At 68.5% G+C, this 21,743-nt stretch carries 10 protein-coding genes; 1 reads left to right on the forward strand and 9 read right to left on the reverse strand.

The annotated features are described in order from the left end of the window. Positions 1-6: 6 nt before the first annotated feature. Positions 7-10,698: a LamG-like jellyroll fold domain-containing protein gene (locus tag R9X44_RS13220; RefSeq protein ID WP_319814399.1), complete on the reverse strand. Its 10,692-nt coding sequence runs from the start codon at positions 10,696-10,698 to the stop codon at positions 7-9. A 344-nt stretch (positions 10,699-11,042) separates the two neighbouring features. Here R9X44_RS13220 and R9X44_RS13225 point away from each other — a divergent pair, with 344 nt between their 5' ends. Further along, the gene (locus tag R9X44_RS13225) at positions 11,043-11,501 is read left to right on the forward strand and encodes a hypothetical protein (RefSeq protein ID WP_319814400.1); all 459 of its coding nucleotides are present in this window, start codon (positions 11,043-11,045) and stop codon (positions 11,499-11,501) included. 44 nt (positions 11,502-11,545) lie between these two features. Here R9X44_RS13225 and R9X44_RS13230 read toward each other — a convergent pair whose 3' ends face one another. From R9X44_RS13230 to R9X44_RS13265, 8 genes are all read right to left on the reverse strand, one after another. Further along, a complete protein-coding gene (locus R9X44_RS13230; RefSeq protein ID WP_319814401.1) occupies positions 11,546-12,160 on the reverse strand; it encodes a TetR family transcriptional regulator in 615 nt (204 codons plus the stop codon). A gap of 231 nt (positions 12,161-12,391) precedes the next feature. Then, positions 12,392-13,180: a VOC family protein gene (locus R9X44_RS13235; RefSeq protein WP_319814402.1), complete on the reverse strand. Its 789-nt coding sequence runs from the start codon at positions 13,178-13,180 to the stop codon at positions 12,392-12,394. After that, positions 13,177-14,925 (reverse strand): class I adenylate-forming enzyme family protein, encoded by a 1,749-nt coding sequence (locus R9X44_RS13240; protein WP_319814403.1) that lies wholly within the window; start codon positions 14,923-14,925, stop codon positions 13,177-13,179. The genes R9X44_RS13235 and R9X44_RS13240 overlap by 4 nt, the downstream gene beginning before the upstream one ends. A gap of 60 nt (positions 14,926-14,985) precedes the next feature. Beyond that, positions 14,986-17,139, reverse strand: coding sequence for an acyl-CoA dehydrogenase (locus R9X44_RS13245; protein ID WP_319814404.1), 2,154 nt, complete (start codon positions 17,137-17,139; stop codon positions 14,986-14,988). A 9-nt stretch (positions 17,140-17,148) separates the two neighbouring features. Continuing rightward, the gene (locus tag R9X44_RS13250) at positions 17,149-18,012 is read right to left on the reverse strand and encodes an amidohydrolase family protein (protein ID WP_319814405.1); all 864 of its coding nucleotides are present in this window, start codon (positions 18,010-18,012) and stop codon (positions 17,149-17,151) included. A 483-nt stretch (positions 18,013-18,495) separates the two neighbouring features. Then, entirely contained in the window at positions 18,496-19,806 is a 1,311-nt protein-coding gene (locus R9X44_RS13255; protein ID WP_319814406.1) for an ABC transporter substrate-binding protein, read from the reverse strand. 38 nt (positions 19,807-19,844) lie between these two features. Then, the gene (locus R9X44_RS13260; protein WP_319814407.1) at positions 19,845-20,852 is read right to left on the reverse strand and encodes a branched-chain amino acid ABC transporter permease; all 1,008 of its coding nucleotides are present in this window, start codon (positions 20,850-20,852) and stop codon (positions 19,845-19,847) included. After that, positions 20,849-21,742, reverse strand: coding sequence for a branched-chain amino acid ABC transporter permease (locus R9X44_RS13265; protein ID WP_319814408.1), 894 nt, complete (start codon positions 21,740-21,742; stop codon positions 20,849-20,851). The genes R9X44_RS13260 and R9X44_RS13265 overlap by 4 nt, the downstream gene beginning before the upstream one ends. Position 21,743: the final 1 nt, after the last annotated feature.

The raw sequence follows: 21,743 nt of genomic DNA on the forward strand, positions 1-21,743 counted from the left end.
CTCACCTCAGTTCGGGAACCACCTGGCAAAGAATTGCCCGGCAGCATCCATGTAATTGTTGTAGTTGCGATTTCTTACGCGCACTGGACTGGTTCGCCTCACGCCTGGGAGCGTCGGTCGCCCGTTAAGCATCCAGATGATCTGTTCCAGGCCTCGCTGCTCACGATACGCGTTCGTACGATACTCCACCTGGAACCGGAAGTCGGCAGTCTCATCGGCACGGCCGTGCTCACGTTCGCGCCGAGCCAAGTCGTTCGTCCGACCCGTTCTGACGACGTTATCGTCCGCATCTCGGAGTGTGTAGACCCCGCCCCTGGCGGTGGGGTCACCGCTACCCCCGCAGTTGTGGACAAGGACGGGCGTCTGACCGGCAAGCACGTAGTAGGTGTGGGTGGTGGTTATGGTTAGGTTGTGGACTTTGGTGGGGCGGGTTTGGTGGGTTACGGCGGTGATTTGGGCTCGGGTGCCGTTGGAGAGTTGGAGCCACTGGCCGGGGTTGAGGTCTTCGGCGTCGGTCCAGGCGGTGAGGGTGGGTACCCAGAAGGGGTGGTTGTCGGTGGCGGTCAGGGTGGCGGTGTCGGAGCCGGCGGGGCCGTCGGTGTCGATGGTGAGGGTGGTGAGGTTCTTCTCGCCGGAGCCTTCGATGGTGGCCACGACGGTGCGAGGAGCGTTCTTGCCGGAGGAGACGTCGCCGGCCAGGACCTTCTCACCGATCTTGATCTTTTCGATCGGCTTGGTGGAGCCGTCGGCCATGAGGACCAGCGTGCCGGGCACGAAGCTGTTCTCGGCCGGGATCGGGCACGCGACGCCGTCCGTGTCGCTGTTCTTGGGCTGGTTCTGTGGTTTGGGGCCGGGGGCGGGGGCGGATGCTGCGGGCTTGCTCGGTTTGGGCTTGGGCGCACCGGGGCTCTTCGCGCCCTTGGGAAGGGGGAGTTTGCGGGTGAACAGAGAGATGGCGGTGTAGGTGAGGGCCTTGGTGATGCAGGAGTCGTAGTCTCCCTTCTTGCAGTCGCCGACCACGTCACTCACCGTGTCAACGAATCCCTTGGCGTTCTCCAGGGGATCACCCATGGGGTTGGTGATCGTCTTGACGAGGTTGCCGCAGGACTTCCAGTTGCCGCCCGCGCACTTGAAGGTGCTGACGAGCGGATCGGTGGCCATCTTGAAGGTGCCCTTGACCGAGTCCTCGACGATTTTGAATGATGTCGTCAGGCTCTTGATGACGCGTTTGGGTAGCTTCTTCTCCAGTTTCTTTCGGATGTTCTTCTTGGTGTTGGCATAGCCTTCCTTGATCCGACGCGTCGTGTCGCGGACCTGCTTCTTCTTCTGGGTGTAGTAGTTCTTGACCTTCTTGACGGCCTGCTTCTTGACGTCCTTTACCTTCGCGACAGTCGCCTGGAAGGCGCGCTTGGTGGCCTTCGCGGCCTCCTTCGCCTTCTTCGCCGTCGCCTTGTAGGTGTTGGAGACGAAGGTAGAGACCGGCTTCAGGGAGGTCTTGATATTGCTGACGGTGTTCTTGATCGCGTTGGTGAAGCCACAGAGCTTGCTGAACAGCCCGCAGTGGCCGGTCGGGTCTATGTCGGTCAGCGGGTTCTGGTCGACGTAGGCGAAACCGTTGTTGGCGATGGAGTCGCCGACCGGATCGAGGGAGATCGTGTCCCGGTTCTGGAACTGGCCGGTCGCCGGGGTGTACCAGCGTGACCACATGTCGACCTTGCCGGTGGCGGCGTCGGTCCAACCCGACTGGAAGCCGAGGTTGCCCGCCATCGACGTGGTGGCGACGACGTTGCCGAGCGGGTCGAACGTCGTGGAACCGCTCAGGCCGCCCGTCCCGGTGAAGTTCGCGATGACGTCGAAGTGCACGTCAAGGAAGGCGAACACCCCGGTCCCGGTGGAGCCCCCGGAGCCATTCGGGGTGCCGATTCCAAGCAGCGTGTCGTTGGGCGTGCGGGTGTAGGTGCTGGAGCCGTCGGACGCGAGCGCGTTATCCAGTCCGGTGTAGGTGAAGGTGCGGGAACCGCCGTCCCCGCTGCTTGAGACGTTCCGGCCGAGCGCGTCGTTGCGGTAGGTCTGGGTGCCGCCCGCGACGGTCGCCTGGGTGATCTGCTGGCCGTAGGCGTCGCTTGTGTAGGTGACGGCGCCGCCAGGCCGTGTCTCCACCGCGAGGGTGCCGCGCGCGGTGTAGATGTAGGTGTTCGTGCCGTCCGACGTCAGCTGGTTGCGCGCGTCGTAGGTGAAGGTTTTCGCGCCGACCCGTGTGCGGTTCCCTGACGCGTCGTACTCGTACAGGGTGGTGACAGAGCCGTTGTTCCAGCTCGTGAGCCGGTCGGAGCGGTCGTAGGTGTAGGTGTTGGTACCCGCGCCGGTGATGCCCGTCGTGGTCTTGGAGGTCTCGTTGTCGTTTGCGTCGTAGCCGTACGTCACCGAGGCGATCGTGCTGCCGCCGCTGCTCTTCAGCGTGTCGGAGGTGAGCCGGTGGAGGTTGTCGTAGCCGAAGGTACGGACGTTCCCGCCGGCCCCGTAGGTGACGCTCGTGAGCTCCGACATCGTGTTGTAACCGTAGGTGAGTTGCTTGCTGGTCGCCGGGTCGTTGAGGGTGGCCAGACGCCCGGCGGCGTCGTAGGTGTAGGACGTGGTGCCCGCCGCGTCAACCCGCGAGGTCAGGCGACCGTCGGCGTTGTAGGCGAAGCCGCTCGAGCCAGCCGAGCCCGCGGCGGTGAGCGGCAGCCCGCGGTCGTTGTAGCTGAAGGTCTGGCTCGTTGCCGGAATCGCGACGCCGACCGCCGACGTCTCGGCCTTCGTCAGGCGGCTGTCGGCGTCGAAGGTGAAGGTACGTGTGGCGGTGCCGGCGTCCGCGCCGCTTCCGGTCTGGCCGGTGAGGCGGCCGAGGTCGTCGTAGGCGTTGTTCACCGTGGCGCCGTCCGGCGCGACCGTCTTGATCGTGTTGCCGTTGGCGTCGTAGGTGACGGTGGTGGTGCGGGCGGCGGTGCTCGTGTGGGCGCCGGCTGCGGGTTGGACCTCGGTCTGGGTTTTGTTCCAGGAGTTGTAGGTGTAGATCCAGGGGTTGTTACGGCCGTCGGTGAACCTGGTCCGGTTGCCGTTCGCGTCGTACCCGAACGACGTGGTGATGCCGCTCGTGGCGTCGACCGGCTCGGTCTGCGCGGTGACCTGGCCGAGCGCGTCGCGAGTGAACGTTGTGGTGTGGCCGCGGGCGTCCGTGATCGAGATCAGCTGCCCGGCGGCATCGTAGGCATGGGCGACGGTCCGCAGCACTGTCGTGCCATCGGCGGCAAAGGTCCTGATCGTCGTCGGGTTGTCGAGCAGGTCGTAGTTCGTGCGGACCGAGGTCCCGTCGTGCAGGTTCACCCTGCTCGGACGGCCGCGCTGGTCATAGACGGTCGTGGTCGACGCGCCCCCGGCGTCGGTGATCCTGGTCTGCTCGCCGACTTTGTTGTATCCGAACGTGGTGGTGACGCCGCCTGCGCTGGTCTCCGACGCCAGGAAGGCGCCGCCGGGGTTCGTCGCCGACGCCGTGTAGGAGTAGGTCGTCGTGGACGTCGTCGGCGAGGGATAGCGGTCGAGCACCGTCTCGGTGAGCGGTCGGCCGAGGTGATCGTAGGTGGCCAGCCTCTGCGCGCCCCCTGGCGTGACGGTTTTGACCGCCTGGCCGTTGGCGTTGTACGCGGTCTTGGTGAGCCCGCCCTTGGCGTCCTCGATCTTCGCGACGTTGCCCAGCTGGTCGTAGGTGTAGGTGGTGGTCTTGCCCAGGCCGTCGGTCTCGGCGGCCACCTGTCCGGCGTCGTCGTAGGTCCAGGACTGCTCGGAGACGGTCGGCGATCCCGCGCCTGGCGCGGTGTAAGACGGCTGGGTGACCTTGGTTCTCTGGCCCTCCGCGTCGTAGGCGGTGACGGTGACGTTCCCGTTGAAGTCCTGGACCTCGGTGGTGTCGCCGAAGGTGTCGTACCCGGTCAGCGACACGGGCCGGACCGCGATGGGCGTGCCGCCGCCGGTCTCGACGTTCACCGTCGGCAGGGTGACCTGCGTCGGCCGCCCGTTCTCGTCGTAGACGTAGTCGGTGACGTGGCCGTTGGGGTCGGTGATGGACGTGGCGAGGCCGCGCTGGTCGAGCGCCCAGCGGGTGGTGGCCTTGGTGTAGGACGCCGTAGTGCCGCCGTTACGGCCGTTGGTGTACAGCTTGGTGATGTCCGTGGGGGTCAGCACCCGGTTGTACGCCTGGACGTTGGCGATCGACCCGTTGGCCCAGTCCACCGCCGCGCCCGCATACTTGGCCCGGCCGATCACCAGCGGTCCGGCAGCGTTGAACGGTGTGGCGTTCGTCGCCGTGCCCTGCGGCTGCCCGTTGACATACAGCGCCATCGTGCCGTCGGCCGCGTTGAAGGTCGCGGTCAGGTGCGCCCACGTCCCGACCTGCGGGGGCGTCGTCCCGTTCACCGCGGGCCAGGCCGTCGGCGAGTCGCTGTCCTGGTCGACCCGCATGAAGACCCATTTGCCGTTCTGGCTCTCGTACTTCAGGAAGAAGCCGCTCATGCGGTTTCCGTCCTGGCTGACGACAGTCTGCGTCGTGGCGAGCGTCGCGGGTTTCACCCATGCCGAGATCGTGAAGTTCTGCGAGGTGTCCACGACGGGGCCGTTGGTGGCGATCTGTGCCCCGGCGGCACCGTTGAACACCGCCGCGTTGTCCGCCCAGGACACACCGGGCCCCGCCGCCGCGGTGAACCCGTCGCCGGTGGCGTCGTGGACTGTCGTCCCCGATGTCTGGTTCAGCCGCCACCAGCCGAGCGGGTGGCCGGGGTCGTCTCCCGAGACTGCCTTGCTCTTCATCCTGCCGAGCGGGTCGTAGGTGAAGGACGTGGTGATCGGCCAGCCGCCGTTGTCAGTCTCGGTGAGGGTGGCGATCTCGTCGTCGGCCGTGTACGAGACTGTCGTCCTGCGGTTGACGCCTGACGGGTCGAGAGCCGTCGCGACGACTCGTCCCGCCGAGTCGATGGTGGCGGTCTCGGTCGTCGCGCCGTTGTTCGTGGTCTTGGAGATCTCGTTGCCCGCCGCGTCGTAGGCGGTCTCCTCCTCTACGTAGGGGTTCTGGCCGTTCTGGTCGACCCTGGTGACCTTGGTGGTGAGGTCGTTGTCGGTGTAGGTGTGCCGGATCTGGTAGCCGAGCGCGTCGGTGACGGTGGCGAGACGGCCCGCGGGATCATAGGCGCGGGCTTCGACCACGAGGTTGGTGGCGGGCAACGGATCGTTGGGGTCGCCGACGTAGTTCTTCAGTGTCGTGGTGGTCAGGCGCCCGTTCGGGTCATAGCCGAACTCGGTGATCTGCCCCGTCTCGTCGGTCTCGCGGATCCTGTTGCCGTAGGCGTCGTAGGCGAACGTCGTGGTCTTGCCGCGGGCGTCCGTGCTCGTGGCGAGCTGACCGAACGCGTTGTAGGTCTGCGACGTTATCCGGGGGGCGTCGCCGCCGGTCAGGTCACTGATCGTCTGCGTCAGCACGTTGCTGTCGGCGTCGTAGGTCGTGACGGTCTTCGGTGTGTGGACGGCGCCGGTCACCCGGTTGGTCGCGGGTGGGGAGAGCTGCTCGGTGACGTTGCCGATCGCGTCGTAGGTGAGCGTCGTCGTGAGCCCGGCGGGATTGGCGTCGGAGACGACCGTGACCGTCTTCTTCCGACCCAGTCCGTCGTAAGTGAAGCGGGTCTCCTGCCCCGCCGCGTCGACGATCTTGGCGATGTCGCCGTTCTTGTAGTAGGTCGTGTTCGTCGTCGCGCCACCGGGCGAGACCGTCCGGTAGGGCAGGCTCGGCGGCGCGAAGCCTCCGTCGGCCGCCGCGATCGTCGTGCCGTTGGTGTAGGAGACCTTGGTGAACCGCCCGGCCGGGAACCCGGGGACGGGCGCGGTGACGATCTCCGTCTCGTTGCCGACGGTGTCGTAGGCGTGGACGGTCAGGAAACGGTCGTCCGTCGGTCCGGTGGAGCGGCCGTCACGTTCCGTCAGCAGCAGGTCGTTTCTCGGGTCCGGCGTGAGCTGCTTGGTGGTGGCGTCGGGCCAGTAGCTGAAGTACTCCGTCGAGCACTGGTTCGCCGCCTGGTTCTGGCAGCTCGTCCTGGACACGATGTTGCCTCGGACATCGTGGCCGGTGACGTCGATGTTGCCGTTCGCGTCGGTGACGGTGTGCAGGAAGCCGCCGGTGTCGTAGCCGAAGCTCGTCTTCTTGCCGAGCGGATCGGTGATCGCGAGCAGCCGTCCGCCGTTGGCCAGGTCGTAGTCGTAGCGGAGCGTCTTGTTGCCCGGATCGGTGACGACCACCGACTTCATCGGGGCGAGCCCGTTCGCCCCGCGGGCCGCGACCATCCGCGCCTCGGCGTCCTGACCGGTGAGCGAGGACCGGTAGAACGCGACGTGCGCGATGGAACCGGGGAAGTAGCCGAGGGTGTTGGTCGGATGGCTGGGCCAGGAACCGCCTGCCATGCCCGCGCCGACGTAGACGAAGTTCGTCGACGACGGTTGGAGCGCGCCGGTCGTCGGACTGCCCTGCGGTGCGCCGTCGAGGAAGAGCGTCTGGGAGTTGGCGGTCGCCGAGAGCATGACATGGTGCCAGGCACCGTCGTTGACCTTGGCGGTCGAGACGAGGCCGCCGCCGCTGCCGTTGACGTCCCAGAACTTGCCTCGGAGCTTGCCGTCGACGCCGACGTACAGGACGGGCACGTAGCCCCAGTCAGCGCCGGTCGCGCCGACGAGGGTGTGGTCCTGCTGGGCGAACAGCACACCGCCCGCAGTGTTGCCCGCCGGCATCTTGAACCACATCTCCACGGTGCCGGGACCGCTGGTGACCTGGTTGTTCGTCGGTAGCTGGAGATAGGACGAGGTGCCGTTGAAGGACGCGGCGCTGCTGTCGGCGAACGGTCCGGCCGCGCCGAGCGTCACGTTGGCGTACGTGCCGGTTCCCGCGTTGAGTTCGTCGGCGGCCGCCGCGCTGCCAGGGGCGTCGGCGAGCCGGAAGTAGGTGGCGGGGGCGGCACCCAGCACCGCGCCGCGGAAGACGGCGCTTGAGCCCTGGGCGGTGGGCGCCGCGATCTTCCAGACGCCGCCGTTCTCGTCTGTCACCTGGGTGACGGTTCCGGTGACCCCGTCGTAGGCGATCGCGGCGAACGCCTTGCCGGACGGCCGGGTCGTCGAGGTGAGGAACGCGTTCGGGGTCTTCGCGACGTTGAGCAGGTGGCCGACGTCGCCTTGGGTGAGGGTCTTGTCGAAGTAGGCGACGTTCGAGATCTGGCCGTTGTAGAAGTTGGCGTACCCGGTCTTGACGGTCGCGGAGTAGTTCGGCTGGTTCGGCCACTTGTAACCGAGATATCCCGCGCCGACGATGTTGTTCCACTGGCCCGGCACCTCGTGCAGACCCGTCTTGCTGCCGAGCAGGACGCCGTCAAGGTACAGCCACTGGGTGCCGCCGTCACCGGTGAGCACGACGTTGTGCCAGTTGCCGTCGGTCACCGCGTTCGGACTGGTGATCGGCGTGTACTGGCTCGCCGGCTGGTTGGTGAACAGCGAACCGTTCAACTTTCCGGCCGAGTCGACGTAGAGCGCGGGTGTGTAGTCGCTGGGCGCGGTCGCCTGGTAGCGCGGGTTCTCGTTGGAGTAGGAGAACAGGACTCCGTTGGGAGTCGTCCCCTTGAACCACAGCGAGATCGCCTGTGGGCGTTTGGTGCCGACCTTGTAGGTACGGGGCAACTGGACCAGGGAGTTCGTCCCGTTGAAGCTCGCGGCCGTCGCCGACCCCCCGGCCAGCGGACCGGGGACGCCGAGCGTGACGTTCGCGTAGGTGGCCGAGTCAGAGCCCTGGTTCTCGAGGTTGGCGCTCTTGGCCACGGTGCCGGACGTCTCAGCGAGCGGCCAGTAGGAGTCGGCGTCCCGGTCGAGGACCTGGGAGTGGTAGTTGGAGCCCGAGGTGTAGCCGTATGCGGTGCAGCCGGACGAGCAGACCTGGGTCAGCCTGTCTCCGGTGTAGGTGTAGGTCCAGGTCTGGACGGTCGCCGGATTGCCGGGCGTCGCCGGATCGGTGGTGACGGTGGTGACGTGCGGTTTCTGCGCGCCGGACGGCGTCGCCCAGGTCAGGGTGAGCGACCTGCCCGAGATGGCGGACGTCGCCTTGGTGATCCTGCCCGACGTCCAGGTGAAGTTCAGTGCCCGACCGCTGGCGTCGGCGATCGAGGAGATTCCGTACCGACCGCCGCCGAGTGACTGGGTGAAGGTGTAGATGGTCCCGTTCTTGTCGGTCAGGGTGTAGCCGCCGGTGACCGACCGAAACGACACGTACAGGCCCGACGGTGGGCTGAACGAACCGTCGCCGTTCTTGCCGAACCCGGTGACGGCGCCGTCGGGATAGGTGACGTTAACGCTCTTGACCGCACCCGACGTCGTGTACTGCTCGGCGACCTCGGCGTCGAACACGCTCGACCAGGCTGCGCCGAAGGCGCCCGTGATGCGCGGGTCGCGGGAGTTGTAGTCGCGGTTGACGGCGAGGTCGGGTCCGGTGACCTCGACGTCGGCGTCGACCGCGGACGTCGTGTAGTTGCCGTTGCCCGGATCGAACCCGCGCTCGTCGTTCTCCGACAGCGAGCTGAGGATCAGCGGTTGGGGCACCTGGACGGAGAAGGTGTACCAGTCCGGATCGGGCGAATAGCTTGTCCCGTCATAGGTCTGGGCTGTCCAGTAGTAGGACTTTCCCCAGGTCAGCTTGTTGGCGGGGACGGTCCAGGAGGCCGCGGAATCGGTCGCCGTGACGTTGCCGGAGTCCGCGACGAGCGTGTTGGCGTCGTCGTAGACGCTGAACCTGATCCGGGTCGTCGCGACCGACGGGTCGACCTCGCCGGTGGCCGACAGCGTCGGAGTGAGCGTGTCGAAGACTGTGCCCTCGGCCGGGGCCTGGTTACGGACCCTCGGCGGGATCTTGCCGGTGTAGGTGACGACGAACTTCGGCGGCGTCGACCAGTTGTTGGACGAGGCGAACTGCTTCCAGTGCGCGTTGTCATTGACCGGTGAGGAGAGGACCAGACCATAGTTCGGCCGGGTGCCCTTGGCCCAGCCGTCGATGATCGGGACGTGGGCGGCGGCGACCGGGACGTCGATCCATTCGCCGATCGTCGGGTCGAAACTCGTGTTCGTGCATGCGGTGGTCAGGGTCTTTGAGGCGAAACCGAGCCACTGGGTGTACCCCGGCGACGTTGCGTAGGACTGCATCTTGGCGTCCCATGAGTTCCATGGCTCCAGCCCCTCGAACATGTCGAACTGCATGGCGGCGCAGGTGCTCGCCCACACGTTGAACACCTGCAGCTTGGCGGCCGTCACCGTGACGCCGGAGCCGTCGATGCCCTGATCGGGGAACTTCAGGTACGAACGCGCCGTGTGCGGGCCGTTGTCCCACGAGCCGACCGCGATGAGCCTTTCCATCGAGTGGTCGCCGTTGGCGTTCGTCATCACGTAGGTCGTCGTCGAGTACATCGTGTAGGTCGGGTCGACCTTGACGGGGAACACACGCTCGGGGGCGGCGAGCCACTCCGGGTTGAGCGTCATCACGAGGACCTTGGCGCCCTCCCGGTCCTCCAGGCGGTATCGGACGTCCTTGGTCGAGGCGGGGAGGCCGGAGGCCGGGTCGAACTTCGCGTCCTCGGCGAACGGCGGCGGCGCGCGGGTGACGACCTTGCCGCGCGGGTCCTGGAACAGAATGCCGCCGACCTCGTCGAGTACCGGGGTCAGGCCGCCCGTGTCCAGCGGGAACACCCATTCGGTGGGGGCGTCGGCCGACTTGAGGATCAGGGTCTCCTTGACGCCCGTCGGCGTTGCCTCGAGTTCGACGTCGGTGTTCGACAGCGCGTCCGGGTAGGTCGCGGCGCTGCCGGAGACCGTCGGCTGGACGGCTGCAGCGCCCTCAAGGCCGTAGGAGATCTCATGCCCTCCGACGGTCATGCTGACGAGCCGGGGGTCGGCCGCCGAGCCGGCGAAGTCGGTGCTGATGTCGTTCGCGGTCTCGCTGAGCCGACCGCCCGACCGCGTCAGAGTGGTGTCGATCTCCTTCCAGACGCCGTTCTCGTCCCGGTAGTTGACGGGGGTCTGGCTCATGATCCGGGTGGTGGTGCCGTCGGCGTTCTCGTAGAACGTCGACGTCGCCGTCGACTTCGCCGGGATGCGCTTGCTGGTCCGCTCGACGAAACCGACGGTGCCCTTCGCGCTCGGCCCCTCGGCGTGCTTCGGCTTCAACGGCTCGTACTCGGGCAGCTCGCCCTTGCCGGGCTTGGGTTTGTGGCCGTTGCCCTTGCGCTTGTCCCGCGTCTCCTCGGTGTCCACGAGTGTCGGGCTGTCCTTGGCGCTGCCGCCGTCCTGACGCGGCAGCTTGCCCCAGTCGGGCTTCGGCTCACCCGTGACGAGGCCCTTGACTGTGCCGTAGTCCGGAAGCGTCAGCGCGGGCGTCTGCACGAGACCGCCCACGGCGAGCGCCGAGTCCGCCGTGATCGTGGCGATCAGCGCGGCGGCGGCTGTCACGGCGAGTCGCACGCGCGACCGTCGCCCGAACCTGCCGACCTCACGGCGGCGGCGGCCGCTGAGACGCCGACCGATCGCGGCGCCGGCCCAGACGGCCGACACCAACACGACCAGGCCCAGAAAGACCTGGGACAGCGACAAGCTGATCACTCGCCACATCCTCTGCGTCCAGCCGCCACGGAGGGCGAGAAGACCCAACCCGACAGAACAGATCGGGACGAATGAAGAAGTAGCTCGCGAAAGCCTCAAAGATCAAGAGCGAGGGAATTACACGGAGCAACTCCCTACGACCACAATCAGTAAAGGCGCAGGTGATGTGAGTTCCCGGCGAGCTAGTGATTTACCTCACACTTGACACGGAGATGAGACGTTCATCATGATCTCGGCCGAGTGTGCGGAGCCGACCGATGCGGCGACGCCGAGCTGGAGGTGCGGTGCGGGTCCTTCTCCAACGCGCGACACAGTGGGCGCGTGACCTACCCCCGCTGGGACGGGTGGTCGCCGCTCTTGGCGGGGCGGTTGCCGTCCTCGCGCTCATCGCCCTCTTCGGCGTCCTGACCGGAGGCGAGGAGCCGCGGGCCCGCCAGTACCTCGACAGCAAAGCGTGCCTGCTCACCGGTGCCGACGGTGTGACCGAACCCGAGACCTCCGCCGTCTGGACCGCCCTTCAGGATGCTTCTGTCGAGACCCGGGTGAAGGTCCAGTACCTCGCTGCCACGGGCCCTGCGACGGTTGCCAATGCTCGTCCGTTCCTCGGGACCCTTATCGCTCTTGACTGTGATCTGATCGTTGCTGTTGGTGATGTGCCCGGTCGTGTGGTTGGTGAGGTGGCGCCGTCGCATCTCGATCGGCGGTTTGTTGTCGTGGGGGTCGCTGCTTCGCAGCCCAACGTCGCGAGTGTGGCGGTGGGGTCGCTCCGGGAGGTGATCGCGGGCCTGGCTGACGGGGACTGATGTCCTCGGGGTTGAGGGCTTGTGTTGGTATGGACGGGTGGGGGTTAGTGGTTTTGGAGGACGTGGCGGGTTACGTCGGCTATGTCGCGGAGGGTGTCGGCGAGGGTGGAGCGGCCGGTGGTCCAGGAGATGAGGCCCATGCCGAGGGTTGAGGCTATGGCGACGTGGGCGGGGCGGGCGACGTGTTCGGGGACGCCGGACATGAGGGCCCGCATGGTCTGGTGGTTGGCTGCGGCGATCTCCTCGAGGGTCTCGCTCACGTAGGGGTCGCTGGACGCTTCGAGGTTGACGGCGAGGCGGGCGAAGTTCGGGTTGCGTTGGAAGGCGCGCATCTCGCGTTCGACGAAGGCGAGGACGCGTTCGCAGGCGGTGTCCTCCGGCTTTTTTCCTGATCTGGCGCTCATCTCCGCCATCACGCGGTCGGTGAGGCGGCCGTGCCAGTCGGCCCAGGCGGCGGCCAGGAGGTGCTCCTTGGAGGAGAAGTACCGGTAGGCGGTGCCGAGGGCGACGCCGGAGCGTTCGGCGACCTCGCGCATCTGGAGGTTCTCCGGTCCGGTCTCGGAGACGATGTCGATCACGGCCTCGGTGAGCTTCTTGCGCCGGGCGAGCTGGTTGGGGGTCATCGTCGTCACCGGCGCGCGGAAGAAGTCGTGGCTCACGGGGCCAGTTTAGGGCAACGAGGTTTCAATTCCCGCGGCCCTCGCATCCGCAGACGCCCAAGCCGGAGACGCAGTTCCGCAAACGCATCACCTGTCTCTTTGCCCTCGGACTCGGCCCCCGCGCAGGGGTGCCGAACCAGTTGATGAGAGAACTACGTTTCAGAAAAAGTCCCCGGGCACCGAACTGCCCGGGGACGCCACGCCGACCTGGGCGCGCCGGAGCCACGCTGATCACACGGGCACGAGCAGGGATACGCCCAGAACGTCGAGGAGACCGGTGTCCGCGAGGCCGTGGCCGACGGGCGCGGCGGGAATGTCGAGCTCCGGCGATGATCCCAGCCCGATGGACCGTACTCCGGCCGCCTCGCCCGGATCGCCGGAACCTACGACGACCACTCGCGCACCGTGCGCCCAGGAGAAGCACACGCCCGGCTCACCGCCCGGCGTGCGGAACTCCTCGGCCTTCCCGCCCAGGACGTCGCCGAGCACAGTGCGCGGGACGTCGAGTGAGGGCACGCGCGCCAACACGAACTCGATGTCCGCCGCGTCGCCGTGCGCGCGGTCCGGCCACGGCGCGGGCACGCGCACGTCCGACTCCAGGGTGGCCGGGTCAAGCGACGATTGGACGAACTGGACGAGGAACCCGAGCCCGGTGTCCCGCGGATGGAGGAACGCCTCCCGCCACACGTCATGGGCGAGGTTGACGAGGATCGGGCCGATCCCCCGCGCACCGGCCTCGGCGAGGGTCCGCTCGATGTCGTCGACCTTGAAGGTGAGGTGGTGCGGCCGGTGCCGTCCGCCGCCCTGCGCGAGGAACCGGCGGACGAACGAGTCGGGCGCGGATCCCGGTGCGAGCAGCTCGATCCGTGTGTCGTTGCCGAAGTGGATCTGGCAGACGTCCATGTGCGGCATGCGCGCGCCGTGCCCCCAGCGTCCGCCGAGGGCGTCGGCGAGCCACGGGCCGGCCCGCGCCCAGTCCGGGACGGCGATGGCGATGTGGTCGAACGCGTGTGCCGTCATTTCTGCTGTTCCTCTTCGAGAAGCCGCTTCATCACCTTTCCCGTCTCGTTGTAGGGCAGTGCGTCCCTGAACTCGACGTAGGCCGGCACCTTGAACGCCGCGAGGGCAGCGCCGACCCAGGCTCTCGCCTCCTCGACGGTCAGGGCGGCCCCGTCTTCGAGGACGACGAACGCCTTCACCTCCTGGCCGAGCACCTTGTCCGGCACCCCGATGACGCACGCCTCGGCGATCAGCGGATGTGCCACGAGCCGGAACTCGATCTCGATGGGGTAGATGTTCTCTCCCCCGCGCAGGATCAGGTCGCGCATCCGGCTCTCCAGGTACAGGCGGCCGTCTTCGATGCGCCCGTAGTCCCCGGTGCGGTACCAGCGGTTGGACGCGAGCGCCTTCCCGGTGGCCTCGGGGTCGCGCCAGTAGCCGAGGAAGACGCCGGGGCCCTGGATGTGGATCTCCCCGATCTCGCCTTCCGGCAGGGGCTCGTCGTCAAGGCCGCGCACCTGGACTCGGGTGCAGGGGATGGCCCAGCCCACCGAGTCCGGGTGGGCTTCGAGCAGCGAGCCGCTGGTGAGGGTCCCCGTCCCGAGCGTCTCGGTCATGCCGTAGCCGTTGCCCAGCTGTACGCCGGGCATCCGCTCGGTGATGAAGCGCATCAGCTCGGGGGCGAACACCGCGCCGCCGCTGCCCGCCATGGTGACCTGGCCGGTGCGGTACCCGTCGAACTCCGGATGGCTGAGCAGCCGCCAGTAGTGGGTCGGGACGCCGCTCCACTGGGTGATCAGGTACTCGTCGGTGAGTCCGAGCACCCGTTCGGCGTCCCAGCGTCCCGGGCCCGGGAACACGACCTTGAGGCCGGACGCCGGTCCCGCGGCCAGGGTGATCCCGATGCCCGACACGTGGAACAGCGGGCTGACGCACAGCGAGGCGCGTTGCACGCCCTGCCCCGGTTCCCGGTAGCGGCCGGCGTCCCTGACCGTGTTCAACGCGCCGTTGAGCATCCCGTTCATGGCGAAGTACACGAAGTTGCGGTGCGAGATCGTCGCGCCCTTCGGACGGCCCGTCGTCCCGCTGGTGAACATGATCGCGGCAGGGTCGTCCTCGTCGATCCGCACCGCGGGCAGCTCGGCGGGAGGGGTCTGAAGGGCGAGCGCCGCCCGGTGCAGGTCCGCGAGGTGGACGACCGGGACACCGGACGACGCGATCCACGCCGCCTCGGACACCCGCTCGAGTGGCCTTCCCGAGCCGAGCACGAGCGCGGGCTCGGTCAGCTCGACCCCGTGTGCCATCTCCGGCGGGGTCCACCAGCCGTTCAGGCCGACGACGATCGCGCCGAGCGAGACGGCCGCCCAGTACGTCATGACGTGTTCCCTGGTGTTGGGCGCGGCGACGGCGACCCTGTCGCCCTTGGCCACCCCGTGGCCGGTGGCGAGGACTTCGGCGTAGGCGGCGGCCAGGTCGTGCGCCTGGGCGTAGGTGTAGGTCTCCTTCTCCGGTCCGTCGAACACGAGGTAGGGCAGGTCGGGCGTGGTCCGCCGGGCGTGGACGAGCAGTTCGCGCACGTTCCCCGCGCGCTGGACGAACACTTCGAGCGGCGTCCCGAGCACGTCTTCGATCGTCCGCTCGAACGGCGCGCCGGGACCGCACAGCGCCGCGCGCAGGTCGTCGGCGAGCAGCCGGTCGCCGGGCCAGGTCAGGGTCACGGGTGCGGCGGCGGCACCCTTGTCTCGGTGGGCGTGCGGGGTGGTCACGGTTTCCTCCGACGGTGGGGTGGGGGTGGTACCGGCCAGGGGCGCGGTGCGGTCGGCGGCTCAGCCGCGCGGCAGTCCGAGGATCCGTTCGGCGATCACGTTGAGCTGGATTTCGACGGTTCCACCTCCGATGAGCTGCGAGGGAACCGACAGGTAGGTCCGCACGACCTGGTCGGCGGAATCCGCCGCGGACGCGCCGACCCAGGTGAGCGCGGTGTCCGCGATCGCCGTCGTCTGGAGGCCGGCCGCGACCTTGATCACGCTGGCCTCGGCGCCCGGCTTGAGCCCGGAGACGCTGCGCAGGGTGGCGCGCAACCCGAGCGCGGCGATCGCCTGGTTGGCGGCGGTGAGCCCGCCGAACTCGCACAGCACCCGGTCGTCCTGCGGCGCGCCGTGCGCGCGGGCGAGCGCGGGCAGGTCGAGCTGGGTCAGGCTCATCCTGCCGATGCTGACGCGTTCGTTGCCGAGCGTGGTGCGCGCCAGCGTCCAGCCCTGTCCGGGCTCCCCCACAAGACGGGAGTCGGGGACGAAGACGTCGTTCAGGAACACCTCGTTGAACAGGTAGCCGCCGTTGGCCTCGCGCAGCGGACGCACCTCGACGCCCTCGGAATCCATGTCGACCACGAAGTACGAGAGCCCCTTGTGCTTCGGCGCGTCCGGGTCGGTGCGCGCGAGGCAGATCGCCCGGTCCGCCTCGTGCGCGCTCGACGTCCAGACCTTCTGGCCGTTGACGCGCCAGCCGCCCTCCACCTTGACCGCCCGGGTGCTCAGGGAGGCGAGGTCGGAACCCGCGCCCGGCTCGCTGAACAGCTGGCACCAGACGACCTCGCCGCGCAGGCTCGCCGGGACGTGCTCGGCGATCTGCTCCGGCGTGCCGTAGGCGAGGAGGGTGGGCAGCGCCCATTCGCCGATGACCGTGCTCGGCTGGACGATCCCGGCGCGCTCGAACTCCTGCGCTATGACGAGCTGTTCCATCGGCGTGGCCGCCCGTCCGTAGGGCGCGGGATAGTGCGGCGCGACCATGCCGTGCTCGGCGAGGTGGATGCGGCGTGCGGGCTCGGTGAGGGCCGCGGCCTCGTCGATGATCCGCGCGATCTCCGCGCGCGCCTCCGGGTCCTGCTCGGCGACCTTGACGGTGAACTCGCGTTCCGCGGTGAGTGCCGCGACGCCGAGCCTGCGTTCCCAGCCGTCGGGACGGCCGAGCAGCGCGCCGAGCTGGACGCCGCGCCGCCAGGCGAAGTGGGCGTCGTGCTCCCAGGTGTAGCCGATGCCGCCGAGCAGGGTGATGGTCTCCAGGGCGAGCCGGCGGGCGGCGGGCACGCACACCAGTGCTGCGCCGGAGGCGGCGAGCGTCAGCTGGTCGTCGGGACCGCCGACGGCGCGCGCCGCGTCCCATGCCGCCGCCGCCATCGTCTCGAGTTCGACGAACATGCGGGCGCACTTGTGCTTGATCGCCTGGAACGAGCCGATCGGGCGGCCGAACTGCTCGCGGGTCTTGGCGTATTCCACGCCGGTCTCCAGGCACCAGCGGATCAGGCCGACCGCCTCGGCGGCGAAGAGGGTCGCCGCGAGGTCGCGCGCCCGCCCGGGGTGCACGGTGACGAGCGCGCTCTCCGGCACCTCGTGGTCAGCGAGGGTGAGACTGCCGAGGCCGCGCGTCGGGTCCACGCCTTCCAGCGCGCTTACGTCGTGCGGCTTTTGGCCGTCGAGAACGAACCAGATCTCCCGGTCGCCGTCCTGCGCGGCCAACAGCACGAGCTCAGCGTCCTTGGGCGAGAGCAGGGGGCCCGTGGTCCCGCTGACGGTGTAGCCGGTCGGCGTCTTCCTTGCCGTAAGGCCCGCGGCGTCCAGCGCGCAGGTACCCCGGGCCCCTTCAGCGAAGCGCGCGAGGAAGGGCGCGGCCCCGTCGGACGCCCAGGTCAGGATCGAGCTGGTGAGGACCGTCGCCAGGAACGGCCCGGGGTACAGCCCGCGCGCCGCCTCGGCCACGACGACCGCGAGGTCGAGGCCGGTACCGCCGCCTCCGCCGTGTTCCTCCGGCAGGTGCACCGACAGCAGGCCCTGGGCGGTGAGCGCCTTCCAGCTCTGCGGGGTCACGCCCGCGGCGAGCCCGTCGAGTGCGGCGCGGGTCGACTCGCGGGAGGCGTGCCGGGACACGAAGCCCGCGACGGCGTCGGCGAGTGCGGTTTCCTCTTCGGTGAGGCCGATGGTCATGACCGCCCCCTACTTGTCGAGCTTGAGCAGGCGGGCGGCGTTCCCGTACAGGAACTTCCGCCAGACGTGCTCGCGGAACGGCACATGCGGCATCGCCTCGAAGATGCGCTCCAGCGACAGGCCCATCGGGAAGTAGCCGCCGTACAGGACCTTGTCCGCGCCGCGGGTGTTGGCGAAGTCGATGATCGCCTTCGGGTAGTACTTCGGTGAGAACGCGCTCGTGGAGTAGTGCAGGCCGGGCCACTTGAGCATCAGCTTCACCGCGAGGTCGGTCCACGGCTCGCAGCCGTGCCGCGTCACCAGCACGAGCTCGGGGAAGTCGTACATCACCTCGTCGATGAGCTCGACGCGCTGCGGGTCCATCCGCAGGCGCGGCCCCGGGACGCCCGCGCAGACAAAGATCGGGATGTCAAGTTCCACGCACTTGGCGTAGAAGGGATACATCTTCTTGTCGTTGATCGGCACCTGCGGGAACGCCCCCGCGGGGAACACGCCGACGGCGCGGGTGCCGAACTCCTCGTGCTCTCGGACCATCTTGCGAACGCCGTCCATGCCGGTGTTGGGGTCGATGTTGCCCGAGGCGACGAACCTGTCGGGGTACTTGGTGAGCGCGAGGCGCGAGACCTCGTCGTCAACGCCGATCAGGCCGCGCTCGATGTGGTGCCTGTCCATCTCGCGCAGGGTCACGCTGATCGGGTCGTCGGTCGGCAGGTCCTTGGGGACCTCCTTGAACATGTACTCCGCGGGGAACTCCATCTCCTCCTTGGACGCGGTGTCCTTGGTCTGCCTGCGGATGAAGTCGTACTGGGCGGAGCCCTCCTGCGGGAAGGCGATCATCGTGTCGATGACCGGTGCGTCCGCGGGGAACGTCATGTCGGGTCCTCTCTCTTCGACGGGCGGCGGGGGTGCTCGCCGCTCTCGTCGTCTGGGCGGCCGCGCTGCGGTCGCGTGCGTGCGTACCGCGCACGCCGGGGTATGGCCCGGGTCACATGGAACCCAATTTTGAAACGCGGTTCTAAGAATGTCAAGGGATCTCGGGGCCGAAAGACCCCGATCGTGGGCCGTCGGCCCATTGCGCGATCGCGGAAAGTGCGCGCGGGATGCGGGACGGCAAAGGGCCGTGCCGACGCGGCTTGTTCCAGGTGGATACTTGCCTTCCCAGCTGGCCATCTGCTATTCGGAGACGGCTTCGGCGACTGTCCGGAACGGCGGTGCCGCGCCCGTCCGAGACCGGGGGAACGCGTCACCACCTTCCGGCAGGCGGATGCTTCGATGCCTCGCGCGATGGAACCATGTTCTAGTACAAGGACAGCGTGCCGGGACGGCGAACCGTGGAGTCCCGCCCCGGCGGCGGTGTCAGGAGACCGGCTGGTACTCGACCTGGCCGTCGATGTCGATGACGTCGCCGAACGGAACAAGGCGTCCCCTGGCGGCGTCGAACCGGTTGAGCTGCATGCCCTCGATCAGCTGCGGGTCCTCGGGCGTGGTGCGCAGCCTGATCCCGGGCAGGCTGAACGACGGGCCCGTGTAGTCGAGGCTGCGCGCCGACGTCATCACCCCGCCGCGGTCCATGGTCGCGGCGTGCTGGATCGTCCAGTCCAGGAGCCGGCCCTGGAACCAGCCGAGTGAGGCGGACGTCGGGTCGACCTTCGCGGTGCCGGGGACCTTGCCGAACCACTCGAGGAAGAGCTGGTACTCCTTGTCGGCTTTGGCGACCTCCGGGTCGGCGTAGTCGGGGCCGGTCGCGCCGATGACCAGGCCGTCGCCCGCGCCGGACTGCAGCTGGCGCAGCAGTGTGACGGGCAGCTGGCCGACCTGGACGATCTCCGGCTTCCATTCCGAGGCGTGGACGTGGTTGAGCGCCTGGAGTCCGGTCAGGCCGGAGGCGATGTCGAGGAAGACGTCGGCCTTGGTCGCCGCGAGTGTGGTGATCTGGTTTTTGACGTCGGGTTCGCCCGCCTCGAACGTACGGGTGTCGACGACCTTGACGGCCGAGCCCTCGATCGCCTGGTCGAAACCCTGCCGGTAGGCGCGGCCCAGGTCGTCGTCCTGCTCCAGGACGGCCACCGTGGCGTCCGGAAGGTTGTCGCGCACGTACTGGCCGAGGATGCGGCCCTCGACCGCGTAGTTGATGGACCCCGTCATCGCCCACGGGTACTTCGGGTTGGACAGCTCGGGGGCTCCCGTCGTGGCGAAGAGCGACGGGACGCACTGCTGGGCGATGACCGGCCGCGCCGCGAGGTTGCCGGCGGTGCCGAACTGCCCGAGCAGCGCGAAGACCTTGTCGTCGCCGAGGAGCTGCTCGACGTTCGCCTTGGCCTTCGTCGCGGTGTAGGCGTCGTCCTTGTAGATCAGCTCGACCTTGCGCTTCTTGCCGTCCGGTCCCTGGACGCCGCCCTGGGCGTTGACGTAGGCGAAGTACGCCTGCATTCCGTACAGCTGCCCGCCCACCGAGACATAGGGGCCGGAGAGCGGCTGGGAGAGGCCGATCTTGATGGTGGTGTCGGTGAGTCCGGTGGTGCCGTTGTCCGGGCAGCCTTCTGTCAGTCCGGAGCCTCCGCCGGAGGCACCGGGTGAGTCGCTGACGGCGCTGCCTCCGCATGCCGTGGCGAACACGCAGACGGCGCCGAGCACCGCCGCGAGCTTGTTCGTGGGCCGAATGGCCATGGGGGGTTCTCCTCTGTGCGGGGTGGGATGGGAGAGGATCAGGGGACGCGCGCGGGCGTCGGAGCGGCCTGCCCGGCGGGTGTTGACGGGTTCCGGCGGGCCGCCCAGCGTTCGGAGATCCGGGCGAGCCCGCCCGCCGCTCCCCCGGGCAGGAAGTAGACGACGAGGATGAGGATGAGCCCGTACAGCGCGGGCGTCAGCATGGGATCGACGCCGCTCCCGTTGACCGCCTCGGGCACGTAGTACAGGAACGCGGCGCCGATCACCGGCCCGACGAGCGTCCCCGAGCCGCCGACGGCCATGCCGAGCAGCAGGTTGATCGAGACGAGCACGGTGAAGTCGCTGGGACTGACGAACTGGTTCGCGACGGTGAACATCCAGCCCGCAAGACCGGCGAGACCCGCGCTCACCGCGAAGACGGCGATCTTGGTGGCCGCGACGTTCACGCCCGCGGTGTGCGCGGCGAGCGGCTGGTCGCGGATGGCGATGACGGCCCGGCCGATCCGGCTCCCCCGCAGGTTGCGCACCAGCAGGAAGGCCGCGACGGCGAGCGCGAGCAGCACCCAGTACCGCCACGCGATGTCGGCGACGCCCAGGGCGGCGGGCGCGGCGAGCCCGTCGTCGACGAGCATGCCCTGGGTGCCGCCGGTCTCGGCGCTGAAGCGGACAGGCAGCTGGGGGAACACCATCGCGAGGCCCAGCGTGACGAGGGCGAGGTTCATGCCGCGGATGCGCAGCGCGGGCACGCCGACCAGCGCCCCGACGGCGGCAGCGACGAGGATAGAGGCGGGCAGCGCCGCCCAGTACGACCAGCCGTGGCTCTGCACGGCGAGCGCGGTGAAGTAGGCCGCGATCCCCATGAAGGCGCTGTGGCCGATCGACGCCTGCCCGTTGAAGCCGGTGAGGACGTTGAGGCTCATGACCGCGACGGCGAGGTAGACGACCTTCTGGAGCGCGGAGATCTCCACGGTCCCGACGAAGAAGGGGGCGAGGGCGAGCAGGCACACCGCCGCCGCCCAGCCGGCCCCTGACAAGGTTCTGTTCACACGCGCTCCACGGAGACTCTGCCGAACAGGCCCTGCGGTCGCAGCATCAGGACCACGAGGATGAGGACGAAGGCGGTCGCCAGCTGCAACTGGGTGCCGATCGCCGAGATGTAGCCGCTGGCCATCGCCTGCACGACGCCGACGATGACGCCGCCGACGAGCGCGCCCGGCGCGCTGTCGAAGCCGCCGAGGACCGCGGCGGCGAACCCGTACAGAAGGAGCGTCTGCATCATCGTCGGGCTGACGAACACCGTCGGCGCGACGAGCGCGCCGGCGAGCGCCCCGATCGCGGCGGACAGGCCCCACCCGACCATCAGCATGCGGCTGACGTCGACGCCGAGCAGTCTGCTCGACTCCGGGTTCATCGCCGCGCCGCGCATGGCCAGACCTAGTCTCGTCCGTGCGAACAGCAGGCGGAGCAGCAGCGCCATGACGAGCAGCACAGCGATCACGCCGAGCTGCTGGTAGGCGACCGACACTCCCCCGATCCGCAGCGAGCCCGCGGGGAACGGCGAGTCGAGGCGTTCGGTGGACGAGGTGAACACCCAGGCGGCGAGCGCGTTGAGCGCAAGGAACAGTCCGAGTGTGACGATCATCTGTCTGAGGTGGTCGGCGCCCTCGAACGGCCGGACGACGACGCGTTCGACCGCCGCGCCGAACAGGAAGCCGAACGCCACCCCGCCCGCGATGCCCACCACGATGGGCAGGCCGAATCCCAGCTCCTGGTCGGCGAGCTTCCAGGTGACGAACGTGCAGAACATGGCCATCTCGCCCTGGGCGAAGTTGACGAGGCCGGTGGCGCGGTAGATGAGGACGAGCGCGAGCGCGACCGCGCCGTAGAGCATGCCGTTGCCGATGCCGTCGATCAGCCGTTGCAGGAACAGTGCCATG

The organism is Actinocorallia sp. A-T 12471 (genome assembly GCF_033875155.1).
In the GTDB taxonomy this organism is placed as follows: domain Bacteria; phylum Actinomycetota; class Actinomycetes; order Streptosporangiales; family Streptosporangiaceae; genus Actinocorallia.